Below are 24,618 nucleotides of genomic sequence, written 5' to 3'. Positions count from 1 at the left end.
GCTCAGGTCCTTTGCGGCATATCTATGCGCGAAATTCCTGCAACCCGGTTTGGAGCCTCATGGCCTGCCGTGATGCCGATTTGCGGACCTGAGTGAATCCAGGCCGTGTGGCTGGTCCTCTTCGGGGGTGAGGGCGCCGCCGCGGAGATGGCGCTGCTCCAATGCGGACAATTGATGTGGGTATATTTCTTTCGCTTAAAACGCGACAGCTGCATGAAACTTGTGTGTCGTAATGTTGCTGCCCGGAAATAGGAAAGATTGTGCCGATCATGCGGGGTTAGCCTTGGGCAGACGCGGAACGACGGGGGATGTCGGACGTGATCAAACAACACGAATGAGGGGATAACGATGAACCGGATGTCGATGAAGAGGCGCCTGCTGGGTTCGACGGTGGCGGGGTCCGCCCTCCTGCTGTCCCTGGTCTCCACCTCGGCCTTGGCCCAGACAGCCCTGCAGGCCGACGCCCTGGTCCAGGAAGAGGCGGGATCGGTCGACGACATCGTCGTGACCGGGTCGCGTATCCGCCGGGTCCAGACCTCTACCGCCGCGCCGGTCACGGTCATCGACGCTCAGGTTCTGACCGAGCGCGGCTTTGTCCAGGTCGGCCAGGCCCTAAACCAGATCACTTCGGCGACGCCTTCCGCCCCGGTCGCCAACGGTTCGGGGACAGCGGCGGGTTCCGGTCAGCAGTTTCCCAATCTGTTCGGCCTGGGCGCGGGGCGCACGCTGTCGCTCGTGAACGGCCGGCGGTTCGTGACCTCGTCGTCCGGCATGGGCGACCGGGTTGTGGATACGAACCTGATCCCCGTCGGTTTGCTGGAGCGGGTCGATGTCGTTCAGGCCGGGGGCGCGGCCGTCTATGGTTCGGACGCCATCGCCGGCGTGATCAACTATGTGCTGAAGGATGATTTCGAAGGACTAGTGGTGGACGCCCAGTACGGCGTCTCCTCACGCGACGACTATCCGCAGAGCAGCCTGCGCATGACCCTGGGCGACAATTTCCTGGACGGCCGGGCGAATCTGGCGGGCAATGTCGAATGGTCCAAGACCGATCCGCTTTATGGACAGGATCGTCCGCGTTCAGACCTGGCGCGGCTGACGGTCTCTAACTCGGCCAACACCAGCGCCACCGACGGAATTCCTGCCGTGCGCGAACTGTTGGACTCTCATTTCTGGCCGTTCAACACCAATGGCGTAATCTTCTCGACCCCGGCGCCCGTCTCGGCATTTCTGGTCCGTTCCGGCGGCGTGCCCCAGCAGTTCTCGGCCGACGGGACGAGCCTCGTATCCTACGACACCGGGACGGTTGCAGGCGTGCCCTTTGCTTCGGGCGGCGACGGATATGATTATCGCGACCTGGCGGCTCTCTATACGGGCGTAGAACGGTTCAACGTCAATCTGCTGGGCCGCTACGACCTGACAGATCGGATCAAGCTGAAGGGCGAACTTCTCTATTCCAACACGGAAGGGACCGATCCCTACGGCACCCAGGGGGCGACGCGCACGGTGCTGAATTCGGCCGCTTCGGGCGCGGGTCCGATCGCCTTCTACAGAACCAACCCCTTCCTGACGTCCACAGCGCTGGCGCAACTCAGCGCCGCCAACGCCACCTTCGCCGCCGGCGGGCCTCTGTGGTTGTCCAAGAGCTTCTCGGACATCCTACCGACCCGGGAGTTCGTGACCGAGACCGACGTCTGGCGCGGCCTGATCGCGCTGGAAGGTGATTTCGACTGGGCCGACCGCAACTTCTATTGGAGCCTTTCGGCCAGCCGCGGCGTCACCAAGGGCGAGGAGTCCGGCTGGGACACCTGGACCTCGCGTCTGACCAATGCGGTCAACGCCGTCAGCAGCGGCGGCCAGGCCGTCTGCGCCATCAACGCCGACGCCTCGACCACCAACGACGACGCGGCCTGCGTGCCCATCAACATCTTCGGCACGGGGGTCATCACGGATGAGATGCGCGCCTATGTCGCCGTCCCGGTGGGCGAGCGGTTCGAGAACACCCAGGACGATATCCTGGCGACCATCGGCGGCGAACTGTTCACCCTGCCGGCCGGTCCGGCGAGTTTCAGCCTCGCCTATGAGTACCGGCGCGAGAAGGCGGAATATAATCCCTACGAGGCCAATCAGCTGGGGCTGACCGGTTCGGGTACGCCGACCCTCGCCACCAGCGGCGCCTATAACACCAACGAGTTCTCTGCAGAGGTGCTGGTTCCGGTGTTCGGCGGCGACTTCACCCTGCCGTTGGTCAAGTCGCTGGAAGTGGACGGCGCTTATCGGACCGTCGACAACTCCATCGCGGGCAAGGCCGACGTCTGGGGCGCGGGTCTGCGCTGGGAAGTGGTTTCCGGCGTGACGGTGCGGGCGTCGCGCAGCCGCAACTTCCGGGCGCCGACCCTTGACCAGTTGTTCGCGCCTTCCAGCACGACCTTGGATGCGATCGCTCAAAATCCTTGTGACGCCGACCGGATCATTAGCGGGCCAAACCCTGCGGTCCGTCTGGCTAACTGCCAGGCCCTGTTCGCCGCCAATCCGGGTTACGGCTCCCTGACCGGCTTCCAGGATCCGGGTGAGAATTTCAGCTCTGTCCTCGTCACGACGGGCGGCAACCCGGACCTGAAGAACGAGATTTCCGATACCACGACCTTCGGCGTCGTGCTTCAGCCCGGCTTTGCGCCCGGCCTGACGATCGTCGCCGATCGTATCCAGGTGGAGTTGCGTGACGGTCTTTCGTCCTTCACGCCGCAGAACTTCCTGGCGACCTGTTTCGATTCATCGCCGCAACCGGCCGACGTCTGCAGCCAGTTCACCTTCAACGCCCAGGGTCAGGTCGCGACCGCAAACTCGACCACGTTCAACGCCGGCACAGTGCGGTACGAAGGCGAAATCTACACCGTCAACTACGCCTTCGACGTTGCGGATCTGGCGGGACGGGATGCGGACTGGGGCCGTCTCGAACTCGGGCTGGAAGTCACGCACAACGCCCTGCTGGAAACCTCCGTCACCGGCTTCGATTACACGCGCACCGACGACACCACCCTGACGCCCGACTGGGTCAGCCGGTTCGACGCTCGCTACGCCCTCGGACCCGTGCGTCTCAGCTATTCGGTGAACTATCTGCCGAAGTCGCAGGTGAACCGGTTCGACACGATCGAGACCACGCCGACGCCGGTGATCGACGAGAACATCCGCCACAATCTTTCGGGCGAATATCGTTTCGGCGACTATGCGATCCGGGCCGGTGTGACGAACCTGACCGACGAAGAACCATCGTATCCGACCCGGAACTACGGCGACATCCTGGGCCGTCAGTACTTCCTCGGCCTCAACGCGCGCTTCTAAGCCTAGTCAGCGTCCCCGAGCGTCTCGGCGCTCGGGGACGGGTACCTTCGGAAAGACTCCGACATGGCCATTCCCCGCCTTCTGCGTCTCCCGCCGGCCATGGTCGTCGCCCTGCTTGTGTTGGGCGTGTCTCCGGCGTGGGCGGCGGGGCAGACTATGCAGGTGACGCTTCGGCCCGGAGAGATCGACGTCGCCCGGGGCGTCGCCCGGATGGATGTCGAACTGCGTATCCCGGCGATGGCGGCGGATGCGGGCCAGGCCGTTCTGACCCTGCCTGTCGTCATCGCCAATACCGACACAATCGCCTCGACCCTGACGGACCTGGTGGTGCGCGACGCTCAGGGTGTGGTGCCCCTGACGGTTCGCGACGATCCCGTGGCTCTGGTCTATGCGCGGCATTGGATTGCCGGACGGGCCGTCAGCGGCGACGTGACCGTTCGTTATCGCGCGCCGATCGACAATACGCCGCCCCGGCGCGGGTCGGGACCGCCCTATAGTCTGCGCACCGAAGGCGGCGGCGTCTCGGGCGTAGGCAACACCTTCATCCTGCTGCCGGAAGACGATCGGGACTACCGCATCGCCCTGCGCTGGGACGTGACCGATCTCGGGGCCGAGGCCGCCGCCACCTCCAGCTATGGCGAGGGGGGTGTCGATCTGGAACCGGGCAAGGCGTCCAGGCTGTGGTCGACCGTCTTCATGGCGGGGCCGATGGAGCGCGAGCCGCAACCCGTGTCCAACGCCGGCTTTTCGGCCGCCTGGATGGGAACACCGCCGTTCGAGGCGAGACCGCTGATGGCCTGGACCCATCGACTGCACGGCTGGATGAGCCGGTTCTTCGACGAGCCGGGCGAGCCGCCGTACCGGGTCTTCATGCGCTATAATCCGATCAACGCCGGCGGGGGCGTGGCCCTGACCCGGTCCTTCCTGGTGACTTACGGCCAGGCGACCGATCCGGCCGATCTCAAATCGACCCTGTCGCACGAGATGATCCACACCTGGACCCAGTGGGACGGACGCGGCCAATGGTATGGCGAGGGGATCGCCGTCCATTATCAGGGGCTGCTGCCCTATCGGGCGGGACTGATCACGGCGGACGACTATCTAGCCGACATCAACGACACCGCGCGCCGCTATTATTCGAACCTGCTGAACGACACGCCGGATGACCAGATTGCGCCGCGTTTCTGGGAGGACAGCCGCATCCGGGTGCTGCCCTATGATCGCGGCGGGATCTATTTCGCCGTGGTCGACGGCCGGATCCGTCGCGCGAGCAAGGGCGCGAGGTCTCTGGACGATCTGATCCTGGAGATGAACCGCCGCCATCGCGCCGGCCAGCCGACTGATGAAACCGTCTGGATCGCGCTTCTGACCGCCGAACTGGGCGAGGATGGAGGGACGCTGCATGCCGCGATGAAGGCGGGCGAACTGATGGTTCCTGAGTCCGGCGATTACGGCCCGTGCTTCACGCGTTTCGTCGGCCGGGCGCGGCGGTTCGACCTGGGCTTCGACCCGAAATCCCTGGTCGGCGACGTGAAGACCATCCGGGGGCTGGTCCCCAATTCAGCGGCCGAGCGGGCCGGGATTCGAGACGGGGACGTGGTCACCTATGCCGTGGCCATGGACGCGGTCCAGGGGGACCAGGATGCGACGCTGACCCTGCAGGTGACGCGCGGCGAGGCCCGGTTCCCGGTCACCTATCTGCCGAGAGGCGAGGAGGTCGATGTCTATCAGTGGCGTCGTGACCAGGACGCCACGGACGCCGCCTGCAAGATGTGAGTCAGTCGGCGTGGGCCGAAGCCGAATAGAGCAGGCCGGCGGCGGCGATGTCCTGAACGGCGTGGCCCAGAGATTTGTAGATCGTGATCTCGTCGCTGCGGGTTCGGCCAGCGGCCGCGCCGGACAGGACCGCGCCGATCTCGGCCGCGATATGGCCCTCGCCGATGCAGTCCGTCGCCCGCGCACGCAGGAATTCGCCGCCGTGGACCCGGACATGTTCGGCGTGATCGACGATGAAACGGCTGCGGGCCACCAGGTCGGAATTGATCTCGGCGGCGGACGGGCCGCTCGACCCCACGACATTGACGTGGGCGCCGGGCACGACCCAGGCGCCGTCCAGGATGGGTTCGACGGCGGCGGTGACGGTGCAGAGGATGTCGGCGTTCTCGGCGGCGGCGCGTGGGCTCGGGACCGCCGAGACGGGAAGGCCGGTCCGCGCGCTCATCTCGGCCGCGAAGGCTTCCGCCCGCCGGAAGTCGCGGCCCCAGACGCGCACGGACTCGAGGGTACGAACCTGGGCGATGGCGGTGATATGCTCGGCCGCCTGACGGCCCAGTCCCAAGATCGACAGGGTTCGCGCATCGGCGCGGGCCAGAACCTGGGTGGCGACGGCGCTGGCGGCCGCCGTGCGCAGCGCCGTGATCTCGCCCGCATCGGCGATGCAGACCGGAACTCCCGTATGACCGTCGAACAGGACAACCACGCCTTCGTGCGCCTTGCGGCCCGCGCCGTCGGCGAAGACGCTGACCAGTTTGGCGCCGAACAGGCCCTGGTCTGTGAAGGCGGCCGGCATCAGGGCGAAGGTCCGGCCCTCGCCCAGGCCGATGAAGCTGCGCAGATTCTGACGCACCCGCCCGTCCGACAGGGCGATCATGGCGTCGCGGATGACGGGGATCAGCCTGTCGGCGTCGAGGCCCGCGCGCACGGCTGCGGCGTCAAGGACGATGAGGGAAGGCGATGACGACATGAGCGGACGCACGCGACGAAGGACAGGACCCGTGCAGCCTATCTTATCGTCCGGGGCTATTCCTGTCTTTCGTTGCGCCTGTCCGCCGCCGGTTCGCAAATCTGATGCGCGGCGGTCGAGGCGCCGGGCGCCGTCAGCCGGGACTTCGCCCCGCCGTTCGACAAGACGAAAGGATTATTCCCGCGCGCCGTCCTAGAATGACCGTTCCGAGCCTCGTGCGAGCCCTGTCATGCGTTTCACCCGAAGATCCTTGATCGCCGCGGCCGCCGCGTCGCCCACGGTCGGTCTGGCCCCGAAGGTCAGGGCGCAAGAGACGCGATCGGAGGCGTCGCTGACCCTGCCCGCGCGTGGGGCGTTCGCGGCCATGCCGGTCACCTATCTGGACAGCGGATCGACCCACCCGATGCCGCTGGGCGCGCAGGCGGCGTTGGAGGACTATCTGCGTTACAAGACCCGCGCGACCGGGGCGCCTGAGTTCGACATGGGGGCGATGGAGGAGAATGCGGTCCGTCAGTTCGGCCTGCTGGTCGGGGCCGATCCTGATGAGCTGTGCTTCGTCCAGTCCACGACCATGGGCGAGAACCTGGTGTTGCAGGCCTTGGATATGCCGGCGACAGGCGGACGGATCGTCACCGACGCCCTGCATTTCTTCGGCTCCTTCTACACCTATGGGGAACTGGCCAAGGCTGGAATGGACGTCGTCACCCTGCCCATGACCGCCGAGGGACGGATCGACATGGCGGCGATGGAGGCGGCGGTGAACGACCAGACGCGGCTGGTGTCGATCAGCCATGTCTCGACGATCAACGGCTTCGAGCATGACCTGAAACGGGTCTGCGACCTGGCCCACGCGCACGGCGCCTATGTCTATGTCGATATCATCCACGGGGCGGGCTCGACGCCGCTGGACCTGAAGGCCGCCGGCGTCGATTTCGCGGCCTGCGCCTCCTACAAGTGGCTGATGGGGGACTTCGGCCTGGGCTTCCTCTATGTGCGCAAGTCCATGCAGGACAAGATCCGCCGGCCCTGGTGGGGCTATCATCAGCTGCGCGCCTTCCAGAGCCACGCCTATCCCTATGATGCGCCGGGTCCCATGCCCGCCGACTATGGGGCGCGAGAGGACGCCACGGGTCGTTTCGCCATGGGCACGACCTCTTGGACCGGCGCGGTGCAGCTCGACCATTCCCTGACCTGGATCAACCGGCTGGGCGTCGACGCCATCCAGCAGGCGCGTCAGCCGCTGGCGGATGCGGTGCAGTCGGAACTGCGGCGGCGCGGCTATGAGCCTCTGACGCCGCTGGACAGCCGCACGGCCCTGGTCGCTTTCGCGCTGAAGGATGCGCGGGCGAAACTGTCGGAGCGGTTGGCGGCGGCCAAGGTGCGGATCACGGTGTCGCAGCACCGGTTCCGGGTGTCGCTGGCGGTGTTCAACGACATGAATGACATCGACCGCTTGCTTGAGGCCTTGCCGGCGTCGCCGCCGGCTTGATGGGGCGCATCAAAAGGGAATGTGGACGCCCTGGTTCAGGCTAAGCGCCAGGTCGAGCAGATAGCGGGCGCTGGCCAGGTCCTGGGCGACGTGGCCCAGGGATTTGTAGACGGTGATCTCCCGGTCGGAGGTGCGGCCGGGTTTCAGGCCCAGGAAGACCTCGCCGATCTCGGCGACCACATGATCATCGTCCACGCGACCGGCGCGCTTGGCCGACAGGAACTCCGCGCCCTGGGCCAGCACGCCGGCTCTGGAATCCGCGATAAAGCGGGCGCGGACGACCAGATCGTCGTCGATCTCCACAGGGCCGTCGTAGCTCGAGCCCACCACGTTGATGTGGCATCCGGATGGTACGTCCGCCGCGTGGAGGATCGGTTGGGCGGAGGCGGTGGTGGTGCAGATGATGTCGGCGTCGGCGGCCGCCTCGGCGACTGTAGCGACGGCCGCGACGGTCAGGCCCGTTTCGTCGCTCAGACGGGCGGCCAGGGCGACGGCCCGCTCCATGGAGCGTCCCCAGATCGTCACCGACGAAAGCGGCACGGCGGCATGAAGCGCGCGGACATGGGCGGCGGCCTGTTCGCCTGTGCCGAGGATCGCCAGCCGCGAAGCGTCCGCGCGGGCCAGGGCCTGGGTCGCCGCCGCGCTGGCGGCCGCGGTGCGTATGCCCGTGACCTCGCCTGCGTGGACCAGGGCGGACAGGGCGCCGGTCTCCGGATCGAACAGGGCGACGCCGCCCTGGTGGGATTGCAGACCCGCCGCGTGGTTCTCCGGATAGACGCTGACCAGCTTGGCGCCGAACACGCCGTCCGCCGATAGGGCTCCAGGCATGACGCCGAAGGCTCGACCTTGGGCCAGGGGGATGATCGACCGCAGCGGCTGGCGTGTGTCGCCGCGTGAAAGCGCGCACATGGCGTCACGCATCAGCGGGATACAGGCGGCGTAGGTCAGATGAGTGCGGACGAATTCGCGATCCAGCACGAGCATGGCGGCGCTCCAGGCGGTCTTGTCTCAGAGATCGACGAAGGCGGTTCCGGTGACGAAACTGCGGATGTCGCGGGTGAAGGCCGTCAGCGCCGGCCGGTTGGTGTAGGCCATATGCCCGCCTTCGTAGCGACGCTGGATGACGCGTTCGGCCGGATAGTCGCTCTGCGCCACCAGATACTGGGCCGGGCCGACCGTCGTGGTCAGGTCGTAGATGCCGGTGCCGATCATCAGGCGGAACTGCGGATTGACTTTGAAGGCGGCGACGATCCGTGCCGGATAGTCGTATTCGTTGAAAGGCCCGCCGATGCCGCCGGTGGTGTTCCAGTCCCAGGTCGAGACGCCCGGCGCCATCGGCCGATAGTCTGCGGGATCTTGGGCGGAGGGCAGGTCCTGGCGCAAATAAGTCTGCATCATCGGCAGGATGCTGTCGGAAACCTTGGCGCCGAAGGGGTCCTGGGGGCGTTCTCCTGGCCCGGCAGCAGGGCCGACATAGCGTGCGTCGTAGATGCCCAGCCGTTGGCCCCGGTCCGCCAGAAGCTCCGTCGCGAAGGCGACTTTCGAAATGGTCAGGTCGCCGGCAAGGTAATAGTCGGCGCGGATACCCGTCAGGCGCTCCAGCTTTTCGGCGATGACGCGGCGGCGCGCCTGGGGCAGGGCTTGGCCCTGGACCAGGGCGGCCAGATAGTCGGTCATCCCCCACGCATAGACGTCGTCGATGAAGCGGTTCATCGATCGCCGGCCCTTGTCGGCCTTGCCGTGATAGACGGCGATGGCGGCGAGCGCGGGCAGGTTGGTCGCATAGGCGGTCATGTTGTCGACGCGCTGGGACGTCTCGATCATGTTGATCGCCTGGCCGAACAGGAAGACGCCGTCCAGCGGCATGGCCTCGGCCAACTGACCGGCCATGATCGCCGCGCGGATCGTGCCGTAGCTTTCGCCGAGCACATATTTCGGCGAGGCTTCGCGGCCGTTCTTTTTGATCCAGGCCTGAATGAAGTCGGTGACGACGCGAGCGTCGCCCTCGACTGAATAGACCTCGGTGCGGGCGGCTTCCGAGAACAGGCGGGTGAAGCCGGTCTCGGGAGGATCGATCAGCACGATGTCGGCCACGTCCAGAACCGTCTCGGGATTATCGACGAGCCGTGGCGGCGAGAAGGCCGGGGCGGCCGGATCCTGCTCCAGCTCGATCCGCTTCGGGCCCAGCGCCAGCATGTGCAGGGTGGCCGAGGCCGCGCTGGGGCCGCCGTTGAAGGCGAAGATCACCGGCCGGTCGCGGTTTTCGCCTTCGCGGACATAGCTCGTGCAGACGAAACGGACGAAGGGCGCTCCCTGGGCGTCGGTCACCACGGTTTCTTCCAGACCGGCCGTATAGTTGACGGTCTGGCCATTAAAGACGCCGCTGCGTCTTTGTCTCGGATGTGCGGTCGAATGGGCGAAGGCGGGCGAAACGCCGGATGCGGCCATCGCCACGGCGGCCGTCGCCGCGCCGATCAGGTGTCGTTTGGTGAGGTCGCTCATGTTCATCTCCGCCTGCGCCGCCAGTCTAGTGGGTGTCGGACCGACGATCTTTGCGTTGTTATCGACGAGGCGGAAATTGGCGAGGCGAGTGGGGCGCAGGGGCGAGGGCGCGCGAATAAATCTTGCGTAGGTAGGCCAGGCTTCACTACGCCGATGTCGGGCGTTTTTGTAACGATACCAGTCGTTATGAGACTCTCTGGCCCGAACATGGACGATCCACGATCATGTCGGAGTGCGACTAAAGCAGTCGCCTTTCCGCGGCGAGGCGAACGGGTTTGAATAGTCCTGCTCAGGTCTGCGCGCTAGGATCGAAGCGCGCGCCTGATGGTGCGGGTCGTTCGTTGGAATATGCCTGTGATCTCGTCCTCTCCCACCCCGTCAGCCGAACTCAGACATGGCGTGGGCCTTCTGGATCTGGTGATGCTGGGCGCGGGGACGGCGATCGGAGCGGCGATCTTCACGGTGCTCGGTCCGGCGGCCGCCGTGGGCGGGACCGGCATACTGATCACCGTCGCCCTGGCGGCGCTCCCCATGGTCCTGTTCGCCCTGGTTTATGCCTATATGGCCTCGGCGGCGCCCAGTACGGCGGCCTCCTACGAATGGCAGCGCCGCTTCACCCATCCGACGGTCGCCTTCGCCATCGTCTGGCTGCGGGTGCTGAGCAATGCGGTGGTCATGATCGTGCTGGCGCGGGTGCTGGTGAACTATCTGTCCATGGTGATCCCTCTGCCGGCCAAGCCGGTCATGTTCGGCCTGTTCGCATTGATCTTCGCCCTGAACTATGTCGGCGTCGCCGTGGCTGCGCGGGCCCAGACCGTGCTGATGCTGCTGTTGCTGGCGATCTTCACCGTCTTCGTCGTCGCTGGCGCGCCTGACCTCAAGCCGGGACTGCTGGTTGAGGCTACGGCGGGCGGATGGCTGCCGATTCTCGCCGCCCTGCCTCTGATGATTCAGCTGTTTCTGGGCATCGAGACCGCGACCGAGGTCGGGGACGAGGTCCGCAACGCCAAGGTCGTCGTGCCGCTGGGCATCGCGCTTGGACTGGCGCTGACGGTCGTCGTCTATCTGGTGATCACCTTCACCGCGCTGAGCCTAGTGGGGCCGGCGGCCCTGGCGTCCAGCGATGCGCCGCTTCTGACGGCCGCCGAGGCGGCGCTGGGCCCGTGGGCGGCGCCGCTGATCGTCACCGCCGCCGTGGTCGCCCTGACCAAGTCGATGAACGCCGTCTTTCTGGTGTATTCCCGCTTCCTGTTCGCCATGGGCCGGTCCGGCGTCCTGCCCTCCGCCCTGGCGCGAATTCATCCTCGTTTCGGCACCCCGCATGTGGCCACGCTGGTGGCCTTCGCCGCTTCCTCGGCGGCGCTGTTCCTGCCGTCGAGCCTGTTGTTCCTGCTGCTGGCGGTGAACGTGCCGACGATGATGAAATATCTCGGGACCTGTCTGGCGGCCTATAACGTCGCCCGCGCCCACCCGGAGGTGCATGATCAGGCTCGCATCAAGTTCAGTCGGACGACAGTCAAGATCCTGGCGGTTCTGGGCGTTATCGCCGCCACCGTCATCGCCGCCTTGGGCTTCAGCACCGACTGGCGGCCCTATGTGTTGCTGGGCGTCTGGCTGGCGATCGGTCTGGCCTACTACGGCTGGTCCCGCCGTCGGAACATGTCGGCTGGCTGAGAGGTCAGACGCCCTGGCGGACGGGCAGGGCGGTGGTCCGCTTCATTTCCGACAGGGCGACGGTCGAGCTGATGTCGATGACGCCGGGCAGTTTCAGGATCTTGCGGAAGATGAAGTCCTGGTACCATTTGATGTCGGGCGCGATGACCTTGATCATGGCGTCGCGCTCGCCCAGCACCGAATAGCATTCGACGATCTCGGGGATGGCGGCGATCTCGCGGATGAATTTCTCGCGGTCGCTGTCGGCGAGATTGTTCATCTTCAGCTGGGCGAAGATGTGCATCTGGAAGCCCATGCGTTCGGGATCGAGAATGGCCACCTGGGCCTTGATATAGCCCTCCTCGCGCAGGCGCTGGATCCGCCGCCAGCAGGGCGATTGGGACAGGCCGACACGGTCCGCCAGCTCCGAGGTGGAGATGGAGCAGTCGATCTGCAGCTGCTGCAGGATTCGGACGTCGATGGCGTCCAGGCCGGTGGACATCGTCTAGTCTCCGATTTGCTGATATCTCGCATTAGCTATTCAATCATTCGAAACCGCAAGCGGTGAAACGCAAAGAACCTCCGCCACCGCGACGGTAACAATGCAGGCTTGGAAGAGCGGCGCGACCAGGCTCGCGACGGGCACAGGCTTTGCGACACATGAACACCCGATCCGTATCTCGGTCGCCCATGGAGCGTCGCCCGTGAGCCAAGGCGAAGGCCCGGCGAGGGCGGCGATCTATGACATCCGGGATTTCGCCGCCTTCGGACGATCCCTCTATCGTCACATGCCCCTGCCGCCGGGGGCGTCGATCTTGTTCGAAAGCACGGTCGCGGAGCCGGAACCCCTGCTGGCTCGGCTCATTAGCGACGCCTTCACAGGGGAGGTGACGGACCGGTTCGAAAGCGTGTTCGGTCGGGGCAATCCCCACCTGCTGGCGGCCCTGGCGTCACGCTATGGCGTCGATGAGCAGTGCATCCTGCCCACGACAGGGGTGTGCAACGGCGTCGCCCAGGTGCTGGCCGGCCTGGTGGCGCCGGGGGATCATGTGCTGATCGAAACGCCCGGTTTCGACGTCCTCTCGGACCTAGCGCGATTGTCGGGCGCAGAGGTCGAGCTGCTGTCGAGGCGGGGCGAATCCTTCGCCTTCGACCTGGAAGAACTCAGCGCGAAGCTGAGAGCCAATACGCGGCTGGTGATCGTCACCAACCTGCATAATCCTTCCGGTCATCATCTGGGAGAAAAGGCTCTGGGGGACCTGGCCGCCGCTGCGGCGACCGTCGGCGCCCATCTGCTGGTGGACGAGGTGTACGCTGATTTCGCGATGGAAAGCGGCGACCTGCCGGCCGTGCGGCTCGCGCCCAATGTCATCAGCGTCAACAGCCTGACCAAGGTGTTCGGCCTGTTCTCCCTGCGCTGCGGTTGGATCGTCACGACGCGGGCGACGGCGCGCCGGATCGCCAACGCCAGCGCCGGACGGGAGTTCGGCGTGTCGAAGCTGACCCACGCCATCGGGGCGCTGGTGCTGGAAAATCCGCAGCCGTTCGAGGCGCACTGGCGCCAAATCCTGGACGCCAGCCGGCCCGTGGTCGAGCGCCATATGGCCGCCATGCGCGCCGATGACCTGCTTGCGGGCGAACTGCCGCCCTTTGGCTGTATCGCCTTCCCGCAGGTGATCGGCCATGCCGATACGCGCCGGTTGGCGGAGACCCTGTGGCGGGACTACGAGATCGTCACGGCGCCGGGCGAGTTCTTTGGCCAGGCGGGGCATATGCGACTGGGCTTCGGCGTACCGGCGGCCCTGATCGACAGGGGACTGGCCAGGCTTCACGAGGCCCTGTTCGCCCTGCGTCGCGCGGGTTCGCCGTCCGTCTCCCAAACCGCTTCGGTTCAATGAGGATGCCTATGCGCCCTTGGCTGACGCCCTTCGTCCTCGCCGCACTTATGATCTCCTGCCTCGGCGTATCGCCCGTCCGGGCGGACTCGATACGTTACGCCGTCATCGCCAACGGCGAGCGCGTCGGCCATCTGGTGGTCGATCAGGTCGGGTCCACAGTCGATATCGACTATCACGTCGATAACAACGGGCGCGGACCCAAGCACAAGGAACATGTCGTTCTCGGCCTCGGCGGCGTTCCAAAGCTTTGGACCATCGAGGGCGTGTCGCTGTTCGGCGCGCGCGTGGACGAACGGTTCGAACAGGGCGACGGCGTGCTGCGCTGGCGTAGTCAGGCGGACAGCGGCGAGCGGCCGGCGGCGACGCCGTCGCTCTATGTCGCCAATGACGACAGCCCCTGGAGTCTGGCGCTCTACGCCAACGTCCTGAAGGCGGCGCCGGAGCAGAGCCTGGAGGTGACGCCCGGCGGGCGCCTGACCCTGACCACGGTGCGCAGCCAGACCTTCGGGCCGGACGCCCTGCCGGTGACCATCTATCGGCTCACCGGTCTGGAACTGCAGCCAGGGTACGTCATGCTGGATCAGGCCGGTCAGTTGGTTGCGGAATTCTCGGGCGGACAGGTGACGGTCCGTGAAGGACTGGAGGCCGCGGCTCCCGAACTGTTGCAGATGACGGCGGCGCTGGAAGGCGAGCGGATCCATGCGCTGCAGGCGCAACTCGCGCACACGTTCGACGCCCCGGTGCGCATCCGCAATGTCCGGATATTCCAGCCCCAGACGGGACGACTGTCGCCTCTGTCGTCGGTGACCGTCTTCGGCGACAGGATCACCGCCATCGTGCCCGAGCCCGACACGCCGACGGCGGGCGGCGACTATGAAATCGACGGCCAGGGCGGGACGTTGTCGCCCGGCCTGCACGACATGCATTCGCACAGCACCCTTCAGACGGGCCTGTTCTATCTGGGCGCAGGCGTGACCTCGATCCGGGACATGGGGAACGGCAACAGCTTCCTGCTGAACCTCACGCGCGACATCGACCAGGGCGTCGCGCCGGGACCGCGCATCGTGCGCGACGGCATGCTGGAGGGACGCAGCCCCTATTCGGTGCGAACCGGTCTGCTGGCCGACACGCTGGACGAAGCCCTGGAGGACGTGCGTTGGTACGGCCAGCGCGGCTATCGCCAGATCAAGATCTACAACTCGCTTCATCCGGACTGGGTCGCGCCTGTCGCTCAGGAGGCCCACCGCCTCGGCATGGGGGTGACGGGCCACGTCCCCGCCTTCGTCACGCCGGACCAGGCCATCGAGGCGGGCTATGGCGAGATCGCCCATATCAACCAGTTGATGCTGGGCTGGCTGCTGCAGCCCGGCGAGGATTCCCGCACCACCCTGCGCCTGACGGGCATGGCCCGGGCGGCGGACCTGGATCTGTCCAGCCTGCCGGTTCGGCGAACCATCGCCCTGATGCAGGAAAAGGGCGTCGCCCTGGATACGACGGCCGTGGCGCTGGAGGTGCTGATGCTCAGCCGCGCGGGCGAAGTTCCGCCCTCCGCCGTCGGCTATGTCGATCATATGCCGATCGGATATCAGCGCTATCGGCGCCGGTCCTTCGTCGATATCGAGAGCCCGGCGGTCGATCAGACCTACAAGGCGGCCTTCCAGAAGCTGCTCGACACCCTGAAACTGCTTCACGACAGCGGCGTGCAACTGCTGCCGGGCACCGACGCCGGCACAGGCTTCACCGTGCATCGCGAGCTGGAGCTCTACGTCAAGGCGGGGCTGACGCCCGCCGAGGCGCTGAGCCTGGGTACGCTGAGGGCTGAGCAGTATCTGGGACGTGACCAGTCGCTGGGCAGCATAGAGCGTGGCAAGCTGGCGGACTTCTTCCTCGTGCCGGGCGACCCGACGCAGGACATCGGCGCCATCCGCGAGATCCGCATGGTGATGAAGGGCGGGGTGATCTACTTCCCCAGCGAGATTCACCAGGCGCTTGGCATTCGGCCCTTTGCCGATCCCGTCGTCATCCGGCCGCCGACGGCGCCGGAAGACGTCTCGACGGGCACGGCGGGAGATAGTTTCCTGTTTGGCGAGGGGATGGACGATGATCATGGTCACTGACAGGGCTCTTCGGACGCCGACGGTTTGGTTCGGCGGGGTCTTTGCGGCCCTCGCATTGCTGGGCTCCGTCCTCTGCGCCGGGCAGGCTCTGGCCGGCGAAACGGTCCAGGTCGCCGCCCCGGTGGTGACCCGCCACGAGACCACCATCCGGGGGCAGCGCATCGCATATACGGCCACGGCGGGCGAGACCCTGCTGCGCAACGACCGTGATGAGCCGATCGCCACGATCTACAGCTTTGCCTACGTCAAGGCAGGCGCTGAGCCGGGACGTCCGGTCATGTTCGTCTTCAACGGCGGGCCGGGTTCGTCCTCGATCTGGCTGCACATGGGGGTGGTTGGTCCGCGCCGGGTGCAACTCGACCACGAGGTGAACCCCAGCAATGTTCCGCCGTTCGGACCGACCGACAATCCGGACAGTCTGCTGGACGTGGCGGACCTGGTCTTTATCGATCCGGTCGGGACCGGATTCAGCCGGATCGTCGGGGTCGGCAAGCCCGAAGACTTTTACGGCATCGACGAGGACGCCGAGAGCGTGGCCCAGTTCATCGAGCTGTGGCTGACCCGCAATGGCCGCTGGAATGCGCCCAAATATCTGATGGGCGAGAGCTATGGCAGCGCGCGGGCGGCGCTTCTGCCGCGCGCCCTGATGGGCGGTCCAACCTATAGCGGCGTGATGCGGGGCATCACCGTCAACGGCATCGTCCTGTTGGGCTCCAGCCTCAATGGCGCGGGAACAGCCGGACTGTCGCCGTCCTTGGGCGCGGCGCTGAACCTGCCCGCCATGGCCGCCACGGCCTGGGTCCACCAGAAGATCGATCGCCGCGGACGGACGATCGAGGCCTTTGACGCCGAGGTGCATGGTTTCGCCACGACCGACTATCTGGCGGCGCTGGATCAGGCGGCGGCCGGTACGCTGGACGACGCCCAACGGACCGCCATCGCCGCACGCCTGTCCGCCTACACGGGCCTGCCGGCCTCGGCCTGGCTGCCCAGTCTGACGATGTCGCCAAAGGCCTATTCTCAGCAGGTTTTGGCGGATGAGGGCCTGACGGTCGGCCTCTACGACAGCCGCTACACCCTGCCGTCGGCGCACGATGGCGGCGAACCGGTGGCCGACGACCCCGCTATGGGCCGCTATGTGCCCGGCTTCGTCGCCGCCTTTCACGCGATGCTGACCGAGGATCTGAAGGTCCAGGAGGATCGGCCCTATGGCGCCATCGTCTGGCGAAACCTTCTCTCCGCCTGGAACTGGAAACGAACAGGCGTGCCGGAGGGTCAGTCGTTCGCGGGGGATCTGGCCACGGCCATGCGACGCAATGGCGACCTGAAGGTGCTGGTGGCCAGCGGCTATTTCGACATGGTCACGACGCCTGCGGCGGCCCAGGACGCCCTCGTGAAGGCGGGGGTTCCCGCCGACCGGCTGACGATCCGCAACTATGAGTCCGGCCACATGCTCTATCTCGGCGATACGGCGGCGGCCTTTTCCGACGACGTCCGGGCGTTGATCCGGGACGGACGCCGGTGATGCAGACGGGGAGGGGACCGGTGTCGTCGAAACCGGCCCGGCGTGCGCGGGGCGTCGTCGGCTCCATCCTGGCCCTGATGGTCGCGGCCGGCGCGGGCGTGGCGCCGACCATGGCCCAGGTCCCCGCCGATCCGGCTCCGGCGTCGGCGTCGTCCGCAATGATCGAGCCCCGGCGCTCGGTCACGCATCACTCTGGTCGATTCAACGACGAGACTGTCGCCTATACCGCGACCGTAGCCGACAATATCGTTCCCGGCCCCGATGGACGTCCCGGCGCGTCGGTCATCACCATAGCCTACACGCGCGACGACGTGGCCGATCCCGCAACCCGGCCGGTGATCTTCGCCTTCAACGGCGGGCCGGGCGCTTCGTCGTCGCCGCTGCACATCTCGGCGCTGGGGCCGATGCGCAAGGCCCCGGATGGACAGGCCGGCCTGATCGACAATCCGTTCAGTCCCCTGGATGCGGCGGATGTCGTCTTCATCGATCCGGTCGGCACCGGCTTCAGCCGCGCCTTGCCCGGCGTCGATGACAAATACTGGTACACCGGCGCCACCGATGCGGCGGCGGTGCAGACGGCCATTCTCAATTGGCTGAAACTGAATGGCCGCGAAACCTCGCCGCGCTATCTCGCGGGCGAGAGTTACGGCACCACTCGGGCGGCCTTGATCGCCGCCGACACCGAGACGCTGACGTTCGACGGCGTCATGCTGATCGCGCTCGCCGCCCCGGTTACCGGGCGTGAGATGCCCTTTGTAACGAGCCTGCCGACCATGGCCGCCGGGGCCTGGCATCATCGACGAATCGAACGGAACGGCCGCACGGTCGATCAGGTCTTTGAAGAGGCGCTGCAGTTCGCGCGCACCGACTATGTCGAGGCCCTGATCCAGGGCTCCAGCCTTCCTGTCGCCGACCGGCGACAGGTTGCGGAGCGGATGTCGGCCCTGATCGGTCTGCCGACGGATCTGATCCTGGCGGAGAACCTGCGCATCTCCAGCAACACCTGGATGTTCAACCTGCTGAAGGATCAGGGCCAGCGCACCGGCCTGCTGGACGTCCGGGTGACCTCGCCGATGGAGGCCGGCGCGCTGGGCGCGCTGGATGATCCGTCCCTGGGCGTCGTCCCCAAGGGCCGGGCGGGCGGTCCGCCGCCGACGCCGGCCAGTATCGGTCCAATCGTCAATCAGACCCTGGGCGACTATGTCGTCCACACGCTCGGCTTCGCCACCGACGAACCCTATTACACCCTGAACTTCCTCGTGAACGCCGCCTGGAGCCACGGGGATTCGCCGCAAGCCATGGAGGGGTTGGCCCAGGCCCTTCAGGCGCGCCCGGACATGCGGCTGTTCTGGGCGGCCGGCTACTATGACCTGACCACGCCGGCCTATGCCGGTCGGTATGTGCTGGATCAGGTCGGCGTGCCCGCGGACCAGTTGACCGCAGCGTATTTTGCAGGACCCCACGGGGTCTATGACGGCGACGACAATCTGGCCCGGTTCGGCGATGCCGTACGGGCCTTCGCCGTTGTTCCGACGACGTCCCGCTAGGCGTCGGCCCCGAGCTACGGATGAAGGCCCACGCGTGCGCCGCTTTGATGCAGGCGCTCGGCATGCGCGCTGGACGAAGGGGGCGAGTGTTCCTATGATCACCCCCGCCGCAGGTTCTTTTTCTGCGGGAATTTTCGCGTGGGTTTTGACGACGTGCTGAACAAGATTTTCGCCTGGTGGAACGGGGCCACGATCGGCACCCTCTTCACGATCGCCAAGCGCGGCCGCTACGTCGGGACCGACGAGATCGGCAACAAATATTACGAGGCCAAGGACAATTCGAGCTACGACGGCCGCAAGCGCCGCTGGGTCGTGTACGAAGGCTATGCCGACGCGTCCAAGGTGCCGGCCGACTGGCACGGCTGGCTGCGCTACACCTTCGACCTTCCGCCCACCGAGGCGCCCCTGCCGCGCCGTGCGTGGGAGAAGGACCATCTGCCGAACTTCACCGGCACACCGATGGCCTGGCGCCCGCAAGGCTCGCTGGCCGCCGAGGCCAAACGCCCCGCCGCGACCGGCGACTATCAGGCCTGGACGCCCGAGTGAGACCGAATCGGCTCCTGCTGGGCGGGGCCGCCGTCGTCGCGGCGCTCAGCGCCGGGGCGGTGACCGCCAGCGTCCTTCAGGATTCGCCGCGCGACGCCCGTCCGGTTCAGGATCCCATCGGCGACATCCTGCGCACGACGCCGGCCCAACCCGCCAATGCGCCGACCGAGACCGCGCCCGCCGCCGCACCCGCGCCCCGGACGCCGGTGGCGGTGACGCCGCCGCCCTCCGTCGTTCTCGCCGAGGATGAGGCCGTCGCCGAAAAGGCCGAGGAAGAAGCCGCCTCCGAAAAGCCGGTCGTCGAAAAGGCCATCGAACAGCCGGCCACGCCCGCTCGCCGCCAGCGGCGCAAGTTCGCCGTGATCCAGGCCATCGACAAGACCACCGCCGAGACCATGAAGTTCGAGGTCGAGGTCGGCGGCCGTCCGGTCCGTTTCAACCGCAACCTGATCTTCAGCGTCCGCGCCTGCGAGGTCTCGACGCCGGACGAACTGACCGAAGACGCCATCGCCTATGTCGACGTCTCGCTGCAGTCGCGCGGCGCCAACCAACCGGCCGAGCCTCGCCAGATCTACCGCGGCTGGATGTTCGCCTCGTCCCCGGCCGTCAGCGGCTTGCAAAGCCCCAACTACGACGCCTGGGTGGTGGGCTGTAAGAACTGAGCGCGAGGAGGCCGGAATGAACCGCCCAAGACCCCTCAAGAAGAGCGAGACGGTCGAGATCCGGCTGCCGCACGCGACGAAGACCGCCTTTATGGACAAGTGCCGCACTGAGGGCCGCACGGCCAGCGAGGCCATTCGCCGCTTCATCGACAGCGAACTGGACCGGTCGACGACCGCCCGGTCTTCGATCCGCATGGGCTGGCGTCAGTTGCTGGCGGCCGCTTTCGCCGGATTGGCCCTGGGCGCCGTCGCCGCGCCGTCCCTGGCCCAGTCCGTGACCCCGGATCGGGCGGCGTTCGAGCGTCTGGACCGGGACCATGACGGGATGGTCAGCTTTGAGGAATTCCGCGCCCGCTAGCGGATAGGCTTCAGGAAGCGGCCCCATTGGAGGTTCAGCCAGGTCCACGGCTTGAACAGTCCGGCGCCGGGTTTCCATGAGGCCGCAACGATCTCGGCCCGTCCGACGATGTTCTCGGCCGGCAGCAGGCCGACGCCCAGATCGGCAGACCAGCGGCTGTCCAGCGAGTTGTCGCGATTGTCGCCCATCATGAAATACTGACCGGCCGGCACGCGATAGATCGGCGTGTCGTCGCCGGGCTGATCCGGCCCGCCGTCGTAGGTGACATAGGTCTTGCCGCTCGCCAGCGCCTCGCGCACCTCGAGTACACGCCGCTGGGGGGCGTCGTGGTCGCTGACCATCTGGAGCGGCGTCTGGCCGATCAGGCGCCCGTTGACGAAGACCTGACCCTTGCGGACCTGAACGGTGTCGCCGGGCAGGCCGATGACGCGCTTGATCCAGACCTCTTTCGGGTCGTGGGGACGCCGGAAGACCACGACGTCGCCCCGCTTCGGCTGGCGTCCCAGCACCCGGCCGTCGGGCAGCGGCGGATTGAACGGCAAGGACGCCCGGCTCCAGCCGTAGGCGTATTTGGACACGACGATATAGTCGCCGGTCACGAGCCCCGGCTCCATCGACGAGGATGGAATGGTGAAGGGCTGGAACAGCAGGATTCGGATCACCATCGCCAGGATCAGGGCGGCGGCGAGGGTGACGCCGATCTCTCTGACTTCGCGCCAGACGGGGGCAGAGGACGGGGCGGGTGCGGTGGTGGCTTGGGTCATGCCCTGTTAGGCCGCGAGCCTGCGGGGCGACGCCAGCTCAGGCTTGTCCGGACAGGACAGCAATCGTGTCCGGACAGGGATCAGGCGGGATGAAGCGCCCAGTCCACCGCTTCGGCTCCGGTCATCGGCGCGATCAGGGCCGTCTCGTTTACCGCCACCTTCAGAGCGGGCTTCAGCCGCCGCAGATAGGCGGCCTGGGGCGTCTCCACCGCACCGAACTGGCTGAGGTGGTCGGTCAGGAACTGGGCGTCCAGCAGGGTCCAGCCGCCCTTGCGCAGGCGCGCGACCAGATGGACCAGGGCTACCTTCGAGGCGTCGCGTTCACGGCTGAACATGCTCTCGCCGAAGAAGGCCCCGCCCAGGGAAACGCCGTACAGGCCGCCGACCAATCGCTCGTCCTTCCAGCACTCGACGGAATGGACGAAGCCCTTGGCGAACAGGGCGGCGTAGAGGCGGCGGATCGGGGCGTTGATCCAGGTGTCCTCGCGCTCTGGGCCTTGAGCCGCCGCGCAGCCGTCGAGCACGGCCTCGAAGGCGGTGTCGATCCGCACCTCGAACGGTTCGCCGCGCACGGTGCGGCGCAGTCGGGTGGGGATGTGGAAGGCGTCCAGCGGTATGACGCCTCGCTGTTCCGGCTCGATGATGAAGACGCGCGGATCGTCGCGCGCCTCGGCCATGGGAAATACGCCTCGGGCGTAACAGGCCAGCAGCGCCTCGGGGCCGAAGCCGTCGGAAGGCCCGGCGGCGCTGAAGTCAGGCTCGTTCATGGGGCGGGGCGGACCTGATCGGCGGTGACGCGATTGGCGGGGACGCGGCCGGCCTCGATCTCGGCCAGGCCCGACAGGGTGGTCACGGCGATGGCCGTCAGCGCCTCTTCGGTCAGGAAGGCCTGGTGGCCCGTGACCAGAACATTGGGGAAGGTCAGCAGCCGCTGGAACACGTCGTCCTGAATAATCTCGTTCGACAGATCCTCGAAGAACAGATCGCCTTCCTGCTCATAGACGTCCAGGGCGACCCCGCCGACGCGGTGGCTCTTCAGCGCGTCGATCAGGGCCTGGGTGTCGATCAGGGCGCCCCGGCTGGTGTTGACGATCATCACGCGCGGCCGCGCCGCAGCCAGGGTGGGGCCGTCGATCAGGTGGCGCGTGTCCGGCGTCAGCGGGCAGTGCAGGCTGATGATGTCGGACTGGCGCAGCAGGGTTTCGCGATCCACGTAGCGGACGCCGATCTGGGTCAGGGCCGCGTCCTCGACCACATCATGAGCCAGCACCTCGCAGCCAAAGCCCAGTTTCAGCGCCCGCGCGACCAGGGCGCCGATCCGACCCGTGCCCACGACCCCGGCCGTCCGCCCGGACAGGTTGCGGCCAATCAGGCCGTCCAGGGCGAAGTTGTTCTCGCGCACGCGGGCCGAGGCGCGGGGGATGTTGCGGTTCATCGCCAGCAGCAGGCCCAGGGTGAACTCGGCGACCGCCTCGGGCGAATAGGCCGGCACGCGGATGACGGTCAGGCCCAGGGCCTCGGCGGCGCGCAGATCGACGTTGTTGTAGCCGGCGCAGCGCAGGGCCACGGCGCGCACCCCGCCGTGGGCCAGTCGGGTCAGGGCGGGGGCGTCCAGTCGGTCGTTGACGAAGACGCACACGGCGTCGAAGCCGTCGGCCAGCGGCGCGGTGGTCTCGTCCAGCCGCGCCTCGAACCAGGTCAGGTCGTGGCCGAAGTCAGCATTGGCCAGATCGAGGAACCGGCGGTCGTAGGCCTTGGTCGCAAAGACCGCGATACGCATGGGCCGGTTCCTCTGATCAAGCGGACGTCAGGCGTCGCCCTTCTGACGGGCGGCCCACTTCTCCAGCCAGTGGATGTCGTAATCTCCGGACAGGATGTCCGGCTCCTGCAACAGCTTCTGGAACAGGGGGATGGTGGTGTCGACGCCGCCGATGACGATCTCGTTCAGCGAGCGCTTCAGGCGGGCGATGGCCTCTTCGCGGTCGCGGCCGTGGACGATCAGCTTGCCGATCAGGCTGTCGTAATAGGGCGGGATCGAATAGCCGGCGTAGATGGCGCTATCCAGTCGCACGCCCAGGCCGCCGGGGGCGTGGAAGTCGGTGATCTTGCCCGGCGACGGGGTGAAGGTCTCCGGGTTTTCGGCGTTGATCCGCACTTCGATGGCGTGGCCTTTGAACTCGATGTCCTCCTGGGTGAAGGACAGCGGCAGGCCGGCGGCGATCCGGACCTGTTCGCGGACCAGGTCGACGCCGGTGATCATTTCGGTGACCGGGTGTTCGACCTGCAGGCGGGTGTTCATCTCGATGAAGAAGAACTCGCCGTCCTCCCACAGGAACTCGATGGTGCCGACGCCCAGATAGCCGATGGCGGCGATGGCCTTGTTGACGGTCTCGCCGATCTGCTTGCGACCCTCGGCCGACAGGGCGGGCGAGGGGGCCTCTTCCAGCACCTTCTGGTGACGGCGCTGCAGCGAGCAGTCGCGTTCGCCCAGGTGCACGACATTGCCGTGGCTGTCGGCGATGACCTGGATCTCGATATGGCGCGGCTTCTGGAGATAGCGCTCCATATAGACGGCGCCGTTGCCGAAGGCGGCCTTGGCCTCGGACTGGGCGGTCTGCACGGCTTCGACGAGGTCGTCAGCCGTCAGGGCGACCTTCATGCCGCGTCCGCCGCCGCCCGCCGCCGCCTTGACGATCAGGGGGAAGCCGATGGACTTGGAGGCCTCGATGGCGGCCTCGACGGTCTCGACCTCGCCATCGGAGCCGGGAACGCAGGGGATGCCCGCTTCCATCACCGTCTTCTTGGCGCTGATCTTGTCGCCCATGACCCTGATATGTTCGGGCTTGGGGCCGATGAAGGTCATGCCGTGGGCTTCGACGATCTCGGCGAAGCGGGCGTTTTCGGACAGGAAGCCATAGCCGGGGTGGATCGCCTGGGCGCCGGTGATTTCGGCCGCCGAAATGATCGAGGGGATGTTCAAATACGACTTTGCCGCCGAGGCCGGGCCGATGCAGACGCTTTCGTCAGCCAGTCGCACCCACATGGCGCCGCGGTCGGCTTCCGAGTGAACGGCGACGGTGGAGATGCCCATCTCCTTGCACGCCCGATGAATGCGCAGCGCGATCTCGCCGCGGTTGGCGATCAGGACCTTGGTGAACATGGCTTAGCCCTCGAGCAGGACGAGGGGCTCGCCGAACTCGACCGGCTGGGCGTCGCCGACCAGAACCTCGACCACGACGCCGTCGCGGGGGGACTGGATCGGGTTCATCGTCTTCATGGCCTCGACGATCAGCAGGGTCTGGCCCTTCTTGACATTGTCGCCCGGCTGGACGAACGGCGGCGCCTCCGGGGAGGCCTGCAGATAGGCGGTGCCGACCATCGGCGACTTCACCTCTTCGCCGGACCTGGCGACGATGGTGGCCGGGTCGGACGGCATGGAGGCGGGGGCCGGCGCGGCCGCAGCCGGCGCGTG

Annotated in this window: 20 protein-coding genes; 11 read left to right on the top strand and 9 right to left on the bottom strand. The window is 66.7% G+C overall.

The window, feature by feature from the left end; all coding sequences use genetic code 11:
- The first annotated feature begins 357 nt into the window (after window positions 1-357).
- Window positions 358-3,342, top strand: coding sequence for a TonB-dependent receptor domain-containing protein (locus tag Q7J26_RS05255; RefSeq protein WP_304935447.1), 2,985 nt, complete (start codon window positions 358-360; stop codon window positions 3,340-3,342).
- 63 nt (window positions 3,343-3,405) lie between these two features.
- The gene (locus Q7J26_RS05250) at window positions 3,406-5,118 is read left to right on the top strand and encodes a hypothetical protein (protein WP_304935446.1); all 1,713 of its coding nucleotides are present in this window, start codon (window positions 3,406-3,408) and stop codon (window positions 5,116-5,118) included.
- Between the two features lies 1 nt (window position 5,119).
- On the opposite strand, the gene Q7J26_RS05245 is transcribed toward Q7J26_RS05250, so the two are convergent.
- Entirely contained in the window at window positions 5,120-6,085 is a 966-nt protein-coding gene (locus tag Q7J26_RS05245; RefSeq protein WP_304935445.1) for an ornithine cyclodeaminase family protein, read from the bottom strand.
- Between the two features lie 229 nt (window positions 6,086-6,314).
- Between Q7J26_RS05245 and Q7J26_RS05240 the strand changes: the two genes are divergently transcribed.
- Window positions 6,315-7,574 carry an aminotransferase class V-fold PLP-dependent enzyme gene (locus Q7J26_RS05240; RefSeq protein WP_304935444.1) on the top strand — a complete coding sequence of 420 codons (1,260 nt, stop codon included), beginning with the start codon at window positions 6,315-6,317 and terminating at the stop codon, window positions 7,572-7,574.
- A 9-nt stretch (window positions 7,575-7,583) separates the two neighbouring features.
- Here Q7J26_RS05240 and Q7J26_RS05235 read toward each other — a convergent pair whose 3' ends face one another.
- A complete protein-coding gene (locus Q7J26_RS05235) occupies window positions 7,584-8,558 on the bottom strand; it encodes an ornithine cyclodeaminase family protein (RefSeq protein WP_304935443.1) in 975 nt (324 codons plus the stop codon).
- 24 nt (window positions 8,559-8,582) lie between these two features.
- Window positions 8,583-10,076: a S10 family peptidase gene (locus Q7J26_RS05230; RefSeq protein ID WP_304935442.1), complete on the bottom strand. Its 1,494-nt coding sequence runs from the start codon at window positions 10,074-10,076 to the stop codon at window positions 8,583-8,585.
- A 354-nt stretch (window positions 10,077-10,430) separates the two neighbouring features.
- On the opposite strand from Q7J26_RS05230, the gene Q7J26_RS05225 reads away from it, so the two are divergent.
- Window positions 10,431-11,750: an APC family permease gene (locus tag Q7J26_RS05225; protein WP_304935441.1), complete on the top strand. Its 1,320-nt coding sequence runs from the start codon at window positions 10,431-10,433 to the stop codon at window positions 11,748-11,750.
- Window positions 11,751-11,754: 4 nt separating this feature from the next.
- On the opposite strand, the gene Q7J26_RS05220 is transcribed toward Q7J26_RS05225, so the two are convergent.
- Window positions 11,755-12,231 (bottom strand): Lrp/AsnC family transcriptional regulator, encoded by a 477-nt coding sequence (locus Q7J26_RS05220; RefSeq protein ID WP_304935440.1) that lies wholly within the window; start codon window positions 12,229-12,231, stop codon window positions 11,755-11,757.
- A gap of 202 nt (window positions 12,232-12,433) precedes the next feature.
- Between Q7J26_RS05220 and Q7J26_RS05215 the strand changes: the two genes are divergently transcribed.
- The 7 genes from Q7J26_RS05215 (at window position 12,434) to Q7J26_RS05185 (ending at window position 20,382) form a co-directional block, all read left to right on the top strand.
- Window positions 12,434-13,627 carry an aminotransferase class I/II-fold pyridoxal phosphate-dependent enzyme gene (locus Q7J26_RS05215; RefSeq protein ID WP_304935439.1) on the top strand — a complete coding sequence of 398 codons (1,194 nt, stop codon included), beginning with the start codon at window positions 12,434-12,436 and terminating at the stop codon, window positions 13,625-13,627.
- Between the two features lie 8 nt (window positions 13,628-13,635).
- Window positions 13,636-15,744 carry an amidohydrolase family protein gene (locus Q7J26_RS05210; protein WP_304935438.1) on the top strand — a complete coding sequence of 703 codons (2,109 nt, stop codon included), beginning with the start codon at window positions 13,636-13,638 and terminating at the stop codon, window positions 15,742-15,744.
- Window positions 15,734-17,269 carry a S10 family peptidase gene (locus Q7J26_RS05205; protein WP_304935437.1) on the top strand — a complete coding sequence of 512 codons (1,536 nt, stop codon included), beginning with the start codon at window positions 15,734-15,736 and terminating at the stop codon, window positions 17,267-17,269. The genes Q7J26_RS05210 and Q7J26_RS05205 overlap by 11 nt, the downstream gene beginning before the upstream one ends.
- Before the next feature lie 20 nt (window positions 17,270-17,289).
- Window positions 17,290-18,816 carry a peptidase S10 gene (locus tag Q7J26_RS05200; protein ID WP_304935436.1) on the top strand — a complete coding sequence of 509 codons (1,527 nt, stop codon included), beginning with the start codon at window positions 17,290-17,292 and terminating at the stop codon, window positions 18,814-18,816.
- Between the two features lie 153 nt (window positions 18,817-18,969).
- On the top strand, window positions 18,970-19,362 hold the full coding sequence (locus Q7J26_RS05195; RefSeq protein WP_304935462.1) for an NADH:ubiquinone oxidoreductase subunit NDUFA12: 393 nt from the start codon (window positions 18,970-18,972) through the stop codon (window positions 19,360-19,362).
- The gene (locus Q7J26_RS05190) at window positions 19,359-20,024 is read left to right on the top strand and encodes a DUF2155 domain-containing protein (protein ID WP_304935435.1); all 666 of its coding nucleotides are present in this window, start codon (window positions 19,359-19,361) and stop codon (window positions 20,022-20,024) included. The genes Q7J26_RS05195 and Q7J26_RS05190 overlap by 4 nt, the downstream gene beginning before the upstream one ends.
- Window positions 20,025-20,040: 16 nt before the next feature.
- A complete protein-coding gene (locus Q7J26_RS05185) occupies window positions 20,041-20,382 on the top strand; it encodes an EF-hand domain-containing protein (protein WP_304935434.1) in 342 nt (113 codons plus the stop codon).
- Here Q7J26_RS05185 and lepB read toward each other — a convergent pair.
- From lepB to Q7J26_RS05160, 5 genes are all read right to left on the bottom strand, one after another.
- Entirely contained in the window at window positions 20,379-21,146 is a 768-nt protein-coding gene (gene lepB, locus Q7J26_RS05180; RefSeq protein WP_304935433.1) for a signal peptidase I, read from the bottom strand. The two genes, Q7J26_RS05185 and lepB, sit on opposite strands and share 4 nt — an antisense overlap.
- 80 nt (window positions 21,147-21,226) lie before the next feature.
- Window positions 21,227-21,913, bottom strand: a complete 687-nt coding sequence (gene aat / locus Q7J26_RS05175; protein WP_304935432.1) for a leucyl/phenylalanyl-tRNA--protein transferase — start codon at window positions 21,911-21,913, stop codon at window positions 21,227-21,229.
- Entirely contained in the window at window positions 21,910-22,926 is a 1,017-nt protein-coding gene (locus tag Q7J26_RS05170) for a 2-hydroxyacid dehydrogenase (RefSeq protein WP_304935431.1), read from the bottom strand. The genes aat and Q7J26_RS05170 overlap by 4 nt, the downstream gene beginning before the upstream one ends.
- Before the next feature lie 27 nt (window positions 22,927-22,953).
- The gene (accC, locus tag Q7J26_RS05165; protein WP_304935430.1) at window positions 22,954-24,306 is read right to left on the bottom strand and encodes an acetyl-CoA carboxylase biotin carboxylase subunit; all 1,353 of its coding nucleotides are present in this window, start codon (window positions 24,304-24,306) and stop codon (window positions 22,954-22,956) included.
- 3 nt (window positions 24,307-24,309) lie between these two features.
- Window positions 24,310-24,618: biotin/lipoyl-containing protein (locus Q7J26_RS05160; protein ID WP_304935429.1), on the bottom strand; the 309-nt coding region annotated here is incomplete at its 5' end.

The organism is Brevundimonas sp. (genome assembly GCF_030656255.1).
In the GTDB taxonomy this organism is placed as follows: domain Bacteria; phylum Pseudomonadota; class Alphaproteobacteria; order Caulobacterales; family Caulobacteraceae; genus Brevundimonas.
The sequence above is the reverse complement of the archived record's forward strand: the minus strand, read 5'-3'. Positions and strand labels throughout refer to the sequence as shown.

Excerpts from the sequence above, each read along its gene's own strand:
- Q7J26_RS05255 (WP_304935447.1), top strand. The coding sequence starts at position 358 with ATGTCGATGAAGAGGCGCCTGCTGGGTTCGACGGTGGCGGGGTCCGCC.
- Q7J26_RS05250 (WP_304935446.1), top strand. The coding sequence starts at position 3,406 with ATGGCCATTCCCCGCCTTCTGCGTCTCCCGCCGGCCATGGTCGTCGCC.
- Q7J26_RS05245 (WP_304935445.1), bottom strand. The coding sequence starts at position 6,085 with ATGTCGTCATCGCCTTCCCTCATCGTCCTTGACGCCGCAGCCGTGCGC.
- Q7J26_RS05240 (WP_304935444.1), top strand. The coding sequence starts at position 6,315 with ATGCGTTTCACCCGAAGATCCTTGATCGCCGCGGCCGCCGCGTCGCCC.
- Q7J26_RS05235 (WP_304935443.1), bottom strand. The coding sequence starts at position 8,558 with ATGCTCGTGCTGGATCGCGAATTCGTCCGCACTCATCTGACCTACGCC.
- Q7J26_RS05230 (WP_304935442.1), bottom strand. The coding sequence starts at position 10,076 with ATGAGCGACCTCACCAAACGACACCTGATCGGCGCGGCGACGGCCGCC.
- Q7J26_RS05220 (WP_304935440.1), bottom strand. The coding sequence starts at position 12,231 with ATGTCCACCGGCCTGGACGCCATCGACGTCCGAATCCTGCAGCAGCTG.
- Q7J26_RS05210 (WP_304935438.1), top strand. The coding sequence starts at position 13,636 with ATGCGCCCTTGGCTGACGCCCTTCGTCCTCGCCGCACTTATGATCTCC.
- Q7J26_RS05205 (WP_304935437.1), top strand. The coding sequence starts at position 15,734 with ATGGTCACTGACAGGGCTCTTCGGACGCCGACGGTTTGGTTCGGCGGG.
- Q7J26_RS05185 (WP_304935434.1), top strand. The coding sequence starts at position 20,041 with ATGAACCGCCCAAGACCCCTCAAGAAGAGCGAGACGGTCGAGATCCGG.
- lepB (WP_304935433.1), bottom strand. The coding sequence starts at position 21,146 with ATGACCCAAGCCACCACCGCACCCGCCCCGTCCTCTGCCCCCGTCTGG.
- aat (WP_304935432.1), bottom strand. The coding sequence starts at position 21,913 with ATGAACGAGCCTGACTTCAGCGCCGCCGGGCCTTCCGACGGCTTCGGC.
- Q7J26_RS05170 (WP_304935431.1), bottom strand. The coding sequence starts at position 22,926 with ATGCGTATCGCGGTCTTTGCGACCAAGGCCTACGACCGCCGGTTCCTC.
- accC (WP_304935430.1), bottom strand. The coding sequence starts at position 24,306 with ATGTTCACCAAGGTCCTGATCGCCAACCGCGGCGAGATCGCGCTGCGC.